Here is an 8,298-nt window from a genome sequence, read left to right on the forward strand (position 1 = left end):
CCAGACGGGGCGGATCGCATTGGCGAGCCAGCCGCGCAGATTTTCGCCCGTCAGCCCCAGACGCGCCCGTCGCCACGCGACGCTGCCCCGGAATCGCTGCGCCACCTCCTGTTCCGACATGGACGACGGCAGGTGGAGGGCCTGGCGAACACGACGAGCAATTTCTTCTTCCCGGTCGGTGAGCGGACGCGCCCCTTCCGACCCGGAGCCTCGGGGCCTCATGGAACTGGTTTGCAATGTACGACGCAAATACGTAACGGACAGGTATGCTGCGGCCCGGAAAAACGTTCGGGGGGTTTCACCGGAGCCGTCAGATGTTGGGGGATGGTAACGCCTGTCCCGGAATACGGCCACGCCCCGAAGAGTATCAGAGCGTGATTGGGCAGTCATGTCCATCGACGCTTTTTTCTTCCGAACCCGTTCCTGTAGCCCCATGGCCGACGAACAAACCTCTCTTCTCGCTCGCCTCCACGCCAAGCCCGACAAGGTGGAGGAGGTCCGCACATTTCTCAAAGACGCCCTTCCCCTCGCGGAGGCCGAAGAAAAAACCATTTCCTGGTACGCCCTGCAAATCGACGACACCACCTTCGGCATCTTCGACACCTTTGCGGGGGAGGACGGCCGACAGGCGCACCTCGACGGCGAGATCGCCGCGGCCCTAATGGACCGGGCCGACGAGCTTCTCGAAGAGCCGCCCCAGATCGAGCACGTAGACGTCCTGGCGGCCAAGTAGTCAGGGGGCAGGCCAGGGGCTCGACAGTGGTTCCCTGCGAATTGTGACGGACCATTGGGGCTCCGCGTTCGTCCCTGTCCAAGCTGTTGGCCTCCCACCCCCATCTCCCTCAAGCCACCGACACACGCGAGAGCTCATCCCAGAAGCCCGGGAACGACACGCGAGCGCACTCGGCATCGGCGATGGTGGTGGTGCCGTGCGCCACGAGGCCGGCCACGCCCATCGCCATCGCAATGCGGTGGTCGTCGTGGCTCTGGACCGCGGCCCCCAGCAGATTGGGCCCGTTGCCGTCGATGATGAGGCCGTCCTCCCGCTCTTGCACCGTGGCCCCCAGGGCCTCCAGGTTTTGCGCCATGGCGTGGAGGCGGTCGGTCTCCTTCACCCGTAGCTCCTCCGCGTCCCGGATCTCGGTGCGGCCGTTTGCACAGGCCGCGGCCACAGCAATCACCGGGATCTCATCGATCAGGTTGGGGATGAGGGTCCCACCGACGTCGATGCCGGACAGCTCGGCGGAGCGGACGGTAATGTCGCCCACCGGCTCGCTGCCCTGCACCCGCTCGTTCTCGACGGTGATGTCGGCCCCCATCCCGTCCAGCACGTCGAGCAGGGCCGTGCGCGACGGGTTCAGGCCCACGTCGTCGAGGTGCAGCTCGCTGTCGGGCACCAGCGTGCCGGCCACCAGAAAGAAGGCCGCCCCCGAGAAATCGCCGGGCACCGACCAGTCGACCGCCGGCACGGTATGGCCCTCTTCCACGATGATGTGCCGCTCGCCGCCCACCTCTTCTACCTCCAGGCCCAACATGCGCTCGGTGTGGTCTCGCGACGGGGTCGTCTCGATGACGACGGTGCGCCCCGACGCATACAGCCCGGCCAGCAGGACGCACGACTTGACCTGGGCCGAGGCCACGGGCAGGCGGTACTCGAGCGGCCGCAGCCCTCCCTGCTGGGGGCGAACGCGGATGGGCGCGTGGCCACTTCGGAGATTGATGCGCGCCCCCATGGCCTTTAAGGGATCGGCAATGCGCTCCATGGGCCGCTGCTGCAGGGACTCGTCCCCGGTGAGCACACTGCCGAACTCCTGCCCCGCCATCACTCCGGTGAGGAGGCGCATGGTGGTGCCGGAGTTGCCACAGTCGAGCGGCTCGCTCGGCGGGTGCAAGCCCCCCAGCCCGCGGCCGTCGATCGCGAGCACCCCTTCGTCGTTCCGCCCGGCCTCGATGCCGAGGGTGCGCACACAGTCGAGCGTCGACTGCGGATCGGCCGAGTTGGGAAAGTTGTAGACGCGAGAGCGGCCGTCCCCGAGGGCCGACAGGATGGCCGAGCGGTGCGAGATGGACTTGTCGGCGGGCAGGGAGACGGTGCCGCGCAGTGAGGCGGCTTGGTTGATCGTCTGAACCATGGGCGGCACGGCGGTGAGAGCGGAGGGCGAATGTGCTGCATGATAGGCAACAGGACGCGCCCCGACAATCCGTCGACGGACACGTTGGAGGTCCTCAACACTTGGGGGCGTTGAACGGGGGGGTTCCACTTCCATGCCCGTGTCCTCGCTACCACAGCGGGGTCTCCCGGGTCTCTTCCAGCGGGAACTCCTCCGTGACGGACCGGAGCACGTCTTGCTTGTGCTGGTACGGCAGGAACGCGTAGCGGAATCCATTCAGGGCAATCTCGCGGAGGTGGTGCGCCTCCAGGTTGCAGTGCTGGTAGACGCGCCAGAGCTCTTTCGTCACGGAGGTGCGGCTGAAGAGGCGGTTGTCCGTGTTTACGGTCACCGGAATGTTGGAGCGCACGTACGTCTCGATCGGGTGGGCCTCCAGGCTCGGCACCGCCTGCGTGTCCACGTTGCTGGTGGGGCAGATCTCGAGCGGAATGCGGTGGTCGGCAAAGTACTGCATCAGCTCCGGGTCCTTGCGCAGCGAGATGCCGTGCCCGATGCGGTGGGCGCCGCAGTAGAAGAGCGCCTGGCGGATGGAGTCGGGGCCCCAGTCCTCCCCGGCATGGATCGTGAGGTTGAGGAGGTTGTTGCGGGCCCGGTAGAACGCGTGGAGGTGTCCCTTCGGCGGATTTCCCGCCTCGCCCCCCGCGAGGTCGAACGCCACGACGCCCTCGTGCTGGTACTCGACGGCCAGCTCCGCGAGCCGCATCGACGCGCTCTCAAATCGGTCGCGGAGCCCACAAATGATGAGCGAGGTCGTGATGTTGAGGTCCTGCTCCGCCCGTGTGAGGCCGTCGAGCACCGCATCGTTGACGGCCTCCAGAGACAGGTCCTCCTCGACGTGCAGAATGGGGGAGTACCGCACCTCTAGGTACCGCACGTTTTCCGCCGCGTTGTCGGCCGCAAGCTCGTAGGCGGAGCGGCGGAGCGCCTCTCGGGTCTGGAGCAGCGGAATCGTGTAGTCGAACCACGCGAGGTAGGCCTCCAGGGTCCCGGACGCCTCCACCTGCCGAAGCTCGTCGCGGAGCCCCTCCACGCTGTCGGCGGGAAGCACGTTCATCTTGCCCTGCTGCTTCGCCAGGTCGAGCATCGTCTCCAGCCGCACCGACCCGTCGAGGTGGCAGTGCAGCTCGGCCTTCGGCCAGCGTCGAATGTCGTCCTGGGTCAGCGTCGTGGCGTCGGGGGCAGTCGTCGAAGACATCGGCACGCGGTGGTGGGAAACGAAAGAAGAGACGAGCATTGCCGTCCCCCAGACCGGGGGAGGCGCTCGTACGGCGCAAAAAGTTTTCCTCCGATACATGACCGCCCGGGCGGCTGTTTCAGGGAGCGGCCCCATCTTGTCAGAGGCCACATCGCCTGGAACCCCCATTCCCCCGCCTCGTTTGCGCTGTCACCTGCTGCGGGCCGGCGGATTCACGGGCAACAACGCTTGGCGTCCCCCCTCAAGCCCCCGCCAGGCGGGATCGGCTCGCCCCTTCCCCTCCTTCTCACCTATTCGATATCCCCATGGGCGGCATTGGCTTTCCCGAGCTTATTATTATTTTCCTGGTTCTGCTCCTCGTGTTCGGGGCGAAGCGGATCCCCGAGATTGCGCGTGGAATTGGCAAGGGCATCCGCGAGTTCAAAAATGCGACGAATGAGATCTCCCGCGAGATCGAGAACGAAAGCCAGGATCGGCAGATCAACCAGCCGCAGGCGCCGGAGCAGGGCACTCCCCAGCCCCGCCAGGACCAGAAACAGCGCGCACAGGGACAGCCCTCCGAGCGCTCCGCAGAGCCCGCTGCGGGCGGATCCTCGACCGACGGATCCCAGTCCTCCGACGCCGCCGACTCAAGCGCGCAGGAGCAGGAGAAAGAGCCCTCCTAGAGTCTGACATTTGAGTTGCCTCTCGGGCTTCGCAGCCTTGACGGGCTGTACGTTGCCCCGTCAATTCCCGCTCTCGCGACTTGGCCCAGGGTCAGGGCAGTCCCCTTCACGCACCCCCCCGCCCCGGACCCTGCCTACGTCGCTTCCCTCCTCACACCGTACTCCCTTCTCCGCAGAACTCTTCCCGTCCACGCATGGAGTACCCGACATTTGCCGACGCCCGTCGCGCCCTCGACGCCGGAGAGACCAGCTGCGAAGCCATGGTCTCTTCTTTTTTGGAGCGGATCGACGACCGGGACGACGAGATCAACGCGTTCACGACCGTCGACCGGGACGGGGCCCTCAACCACGCCCGCTACCTCGACAGCCAGCGGGAGCGGGGCAACCCGCGTCCCTTGGCCGGCCTCGTCCTGGCGGTCAAGGACAACATTTGCATCCGCGGCTACCCGGTCACCTGCGGGTCGAAGATGCTTGAGGACTTCTCCTCGCTCTACGACGCAACGGTGATCGATCGCCTGCGCGACGCCGGGGCCATCTTTATCGGCAAGACGAACTGTGATGAGTTTGCGATGGGGTCGTCGAACGAGACCTCGCACTTCGGCCCGGTGCGCAACCCGCACGCCCCCGAGTACGTACCGGGCGGGTCGTCGGGCGGGTCGGCCGCGGCGGTGGCCGCCGGGATGTGCCACGCCGCCCTCGGCAGCGACACCGGCGGCTCGGTGCGCCAGCCGGCCGCCTTCTGCGGCACCGTGGGCCTCAAGCCCACCTACGGCCGCGTGAGCCGGTCCGGGCTCGTGGCGTTTGCCTCGTCGCTCGACGTGATCGGGCCGCTGACCCGCAGCGTAGAGGACGCAGCGACGCTCCTGAACGTCATCGCGGGCGAGGACGAGCGCGACTCGACCAGCGCGCCGGTCGAGGTGCCCGATTACACGGCCGCCCTGGGCGACGGCGTGGAGGGCCTTCGCCTCGGGCTTCCTGAGGAATACTTCGCCGAGGGGCTCGACGACGACATCCGCCGCATGGTCCAGGACCAGGTGGACCGCCTCGAAGATGCCGGCGCGACCGTCGACGAGGTGTCACTGCCCCACACCGAATACGGCGTGGCCACCTACTACCTCATCGCCACCGCCGAGGCCTCCAGCAACCTCGCCCGCTACGACGGCATCCGCTACGGCCACCGGGCCGACCTGCAAGAGACGAAGCAGGCCGTTCAGGAGCGCCGTGGGGAGCTCAAGGAGAAGCTCGCCGCCGCCCGCACGCAGGGCGACGAGGCCCGCGTGGACGACCTCGAAGCGCAGCTCGACGAGGAGCAGAGCACCCTCGACGCCCTTTACACCCGCACCCGCACCGAAGGCTTCGGCGACGAGGTGAAGCGCCGCATCATGCTGGGCACCTACGCCCTCTCCGCCGGCTACTACGACAAGTATTACGAGAAGGCCCAGCGCGTGCGCACCCTGATCCGCCACGACTTCGACCAGGCCTTCGAGGACGTCGACGCGCTCATCACCCCCACAACCCCCACGCCGCCCTTTCGGCTTGGCGAAAAGACGGACGACCCGCTCGAAATGTACCTCAACGACATCTACACCGTGACGGCCAACCTGGCGGGCCTGCCCGGCCTTACGGTGCCCATCGGGGAACACCCCCACACGCCCGGCCTGCCCGTGGGCCTGCAGCTCCTCGGCCCCCACTTCGACGAGGCGCTGCTCCTGCGCGTCGGCGAGGCGATCATGGACGGCCCGTGATTCGTGAAAACGTGACTCGTGACCCTCCCCTCTCACGCATCCCTCCTCACGTTTCACGCCCTGGTTTTGGATTGTTTTTCGTCCACAGATCTGGTGGTTGTTTTGAGCACTCCTTAGGCTACAACGTGCAATCATGGGGCGATCGTGCACCCTCCACTTCTCCGTCACACCTCCACATTCCAAACGTCCAAACGCATGAGTATTCTCGTCGACGATGACACGCGCGTAGTGGTGCAGGGCTTCACGGGCTCGGAGGGCACCTTCCACGCCGAACAGATGCTCGACTACGGCACCCACGTGGTGGCCGGCGTGACCCCCGGCAAGGGCGGGCAGACCCACCTCGATACACCGGTCTACGACACCGTCGCCGAGGCGGTGGCGCACGAGAACGCCAACACGTCCATCATCTTCGTGCCGCCCCCCTTCGCGGCCGACGCCATCCAGGAGGCGGCCGACGCGGGCGTCGAGGTCATCGCCTGCATCACGGAGGGCATCCCGGTGGCGGACATGAAGCCGACCTACCACTACGTCAAAAAGAAAGGCGCTCACCTCATCGGCCCCAACTGCCCGGGCGCCATTACGCCGGGGGAGGCGAAGGTGGGCATCATGCCGGCCATGATTTTTGAGCCCGGCACCATCGGCATCATCTCGCGCTCGGGGACCCTCACCTACGAGGCCGTCGACCAGATCACCCGGGCGGGCTTCGGGCAGAGCACGGCGGTTGGCATTGGGGGCGACCCGGTCATTGGCACCCGCTTTATCGACGCCCTCGAGCTGTTCGAGGACGACCCCGACACGGACGGCATCGTCCTGATCGGCGAGATTGGAGGGACCGACGAGCAGGAGGCCGCCCGCTATATTCACGACCACATGGACACGCCCGTCTTCGGCTTCATCGCGGGCCGCACGGCCCCGCCGGGGCGCCGCATGGGCCATGCCGGCGCGATCGTGTCCGGGGGCTCCGGCACGGCCGAGGCCAAGTTTCAGGCGCTCGAGGAGGCGGGCGCCACGGTCGTCAAAAACCCGGCCCTGATCGGGGCGGCGGTGAGGGAGGCCCTCTAGACAGCCGCTCCTCCGCGACAGTCTCTTCGCGCGGATCGTCCCTTCGAGCAACGTGCCGCCGGATGCTGTCCCCGGCGGCCTCTTTTTTGTACCCGCCCGAGACTTGGCTCGTTTTTTACGGACGGGTCCTGCACTTCGGAAACGCTCTTCTCGTACGCCCGAGCGGTTGACCGTCAGTTTTTCTCATCCTCCCCACCGTGTGCCATGGAGCTCTCGGAGACGCGCCTCCTGCGCGACCATTTCGAAAAGGCCCTCATCCTCGAAGAGCCGGACCCCAGCCTCGACACGCTGCTGCGCGAGCAGGGCATCGAGCCGGAGCGCGTGCCCAAGCCGGAGTGCTACGACCAGGCGGCCATGGTGGCACGGCTGCGCGAGGGCCAGCACGACCTCATCTACAAGCGGAGCAAGTTCGTCGTCGACGAGGACGTGGTCCAGGCCTCCGACAACCTGGCGGCCATCATGCTGTGCTGCATCGGCGACGACACGGTCGACAAGCAGGCCTGCGCCGACGAGGGCGTGCTGGTGCTCAACGATCCGGTGAGCAACGGCCGCTCGGTCGTGGAGATGGTGATGGGCGAGATGGTCGTGCTGGCCCGTCGGCTCTTTACCGCCAACGAGACCGGGCGCCGGCACCTGTGGACGAAGGACAGCACCCGCCGCTACGAGTTGATGGACAAGACCCTCTCCATCATTGGGCTCGGCAACATCGGCAAGCAGCTGGCCCGCCTGGCCGACGCGTTTGGGATGGACATTTGCTTCTACGACGAGTCGGACGTGGCGCACGAGGTGGGCACCACGCTGGGCTGGACGGCCTGCTCCAGCCTGTCGGAGGCCTTTCAAAAGGGCGACTTCGTCACGGTGCACGTCTCGGCGGAGGACCCGCAGGGCCAGCCCAATGAGGGCCTGCTCGACTACAGCCACTTCCGCCAGCTCGGCGCGAACCGGCCCGACAACAGCCCGCGCGCGTTCATCAACGCGGCCCGCGGCTTTCTCTACGACCCGGCCGACCTAAAGCGCGCCATCGACGAGGGGTACGTGCGCGCCGCGGCGGTCGACGTCTTCCCCGAGGAGCCCGGAAGCGCCGACGAGGACTGGACCAACCCGTACGCCGAGATGGACAACGTCTTCACCACCCCCCACATTGGCGCGGCCACGCAGGAGGCCCAGCCCCGCATCGCCTCGCGCATGGCCACCTCCACGCGCCTCCTCAACACGCAGGGCACCGTCCGCGACACCGTCTTTGGGCAGGGGCACACGATTGGCGTAAACGCCGAGGTGCCCCACTGGACGTTGGCCGTGGTGCACAGCGACGTGCGCGGGACGAAGAAGGCCATCGACGACAGCATCTACGAGGCCGGCGCCAGCAACCTCCAGTCGAGCCACCGCGACTTCCCCAGCCTCGGCATCGCCTACGACGTGAACGCGATTGACCAGCCCCTGAGCGACGACCAGCTTGAGGG

8 protein-coding genes are annotated in these 8,298 nt (G+C 66.9%); 5 read left to right on the forward strand and 3 right to left on the reverse strand.

From position 1 onward, the window contains the following. Positions 1-222: hypothetical protein (locus tag V5A20_RS11735; RefSeq protein ID WP_332327405.1), on the reverse strand; the 222-nt coding region annotated here is incomplete at its 3' end. A gap of 211 nt (positions 223-433) precedes the next feature. Here V5A20_RS11735 and V5A20_RS11740 point away from each other — a divergent pair. Then, a complete protein-coding gene (locus tag V5A20_RS11740; RefSeq protein WP_332316456.1) occupies positions 434-733 on the forward strand; it encodes a putative quinol monooxygenase in 300 nt (99 codons plus the stop codon). Between the two features lie 109 nt (positions 734-842). Here V5A20_RS11740 and aroA read toward each other — a convergent pair whose 3' ends face one another. After that, a complete protein-coding gene (aroA, locus tag V5A20_RS11745; protein WP_332327406.1) occupies positions 843-2,132 on the reverse strand; it encodes a 3-phosphoshikimate 1-carboxyvinyltransferase in 1,290 nt (429 codons plus the stop codon). A gap of 148 nt (positions 2,133-2,280) precedes the next feature. Further along, positions 2,281-3,366: an adenosine deaminase gene (add, locus tag V5A20_RS11750; RefSeq protein WP_332316458.1), complete on the reverse strand. Its 1,086-nt coding sequence runs from the start codon at positions 3,364-3,366 to the stop codon at positions 2,281-2,283. Positions 3,367-3,671: 305 nt separating this feature from the next. Here add and tatA point away from each other — a divergent pair, with 305 nt between their 5' ends. The 4 genes from tatA to V5A20_RS11770 all read left to right on the forward strand — a co-directional run. Continuing rightward, positions 3,672-4,031 carry a Sec-independent protein translocase subunit TatA/TatB gene (gene tatA / locus V5A20_RS11755; RefSeq protein WP_332316459.1) on the forward strand — a complete coding sequence of 120 codons (360 nt, stop codon included), beginning with the start codon at positions 3,672-3,674 and terminating at the stop codon, positions 4,029-4,031. A gap of 194 nt (positions 4,032-4,225) precedes the next feature. After that, entirely contained in the window at positions 4,226-5,776 is a 1,551-nt protein-coding gene (locus tag V5A20_RS11760; protein ID WP_332316460.1) for an amidase family protein, read from the forward strand. Between the two features lie 195 nt (positions 5,777-5,971). Then, positions 5,972-6,838 carry a succinate--CoA ligase subunit alpha gene (gene sucD, locus V5A20_RS11765; RefSeq protein ID WP_332316461.1) on the forward strand — a complete coding sequence of 289 codons (867 nt, stop codon included), beginning with the start codon at positions 5,972-5,974 and terminating at the stop codon, positions 6,836-6,838. A 204-nt stretch (positions 6,839-7,042) separates the two neighbouring features. Beyond that, positions 7,043-8,298, forward strand: a 1,256-nt coding sequence (locus V5A20_RS11770; RefSeq protein ID WP_332327407.1) for an NAD(P)-dependent oxidoreductase, incomplete at its 3' end; no start/stop codon positions are given.

It is taken from the genome of Salinibacter sp., from assembly GCF_036626415.1.
Lineage (GTDB): Bacteria > Bacteroidota > Rhodothermia > Rhodothermales > Salinibacteraceae > Salinibacter.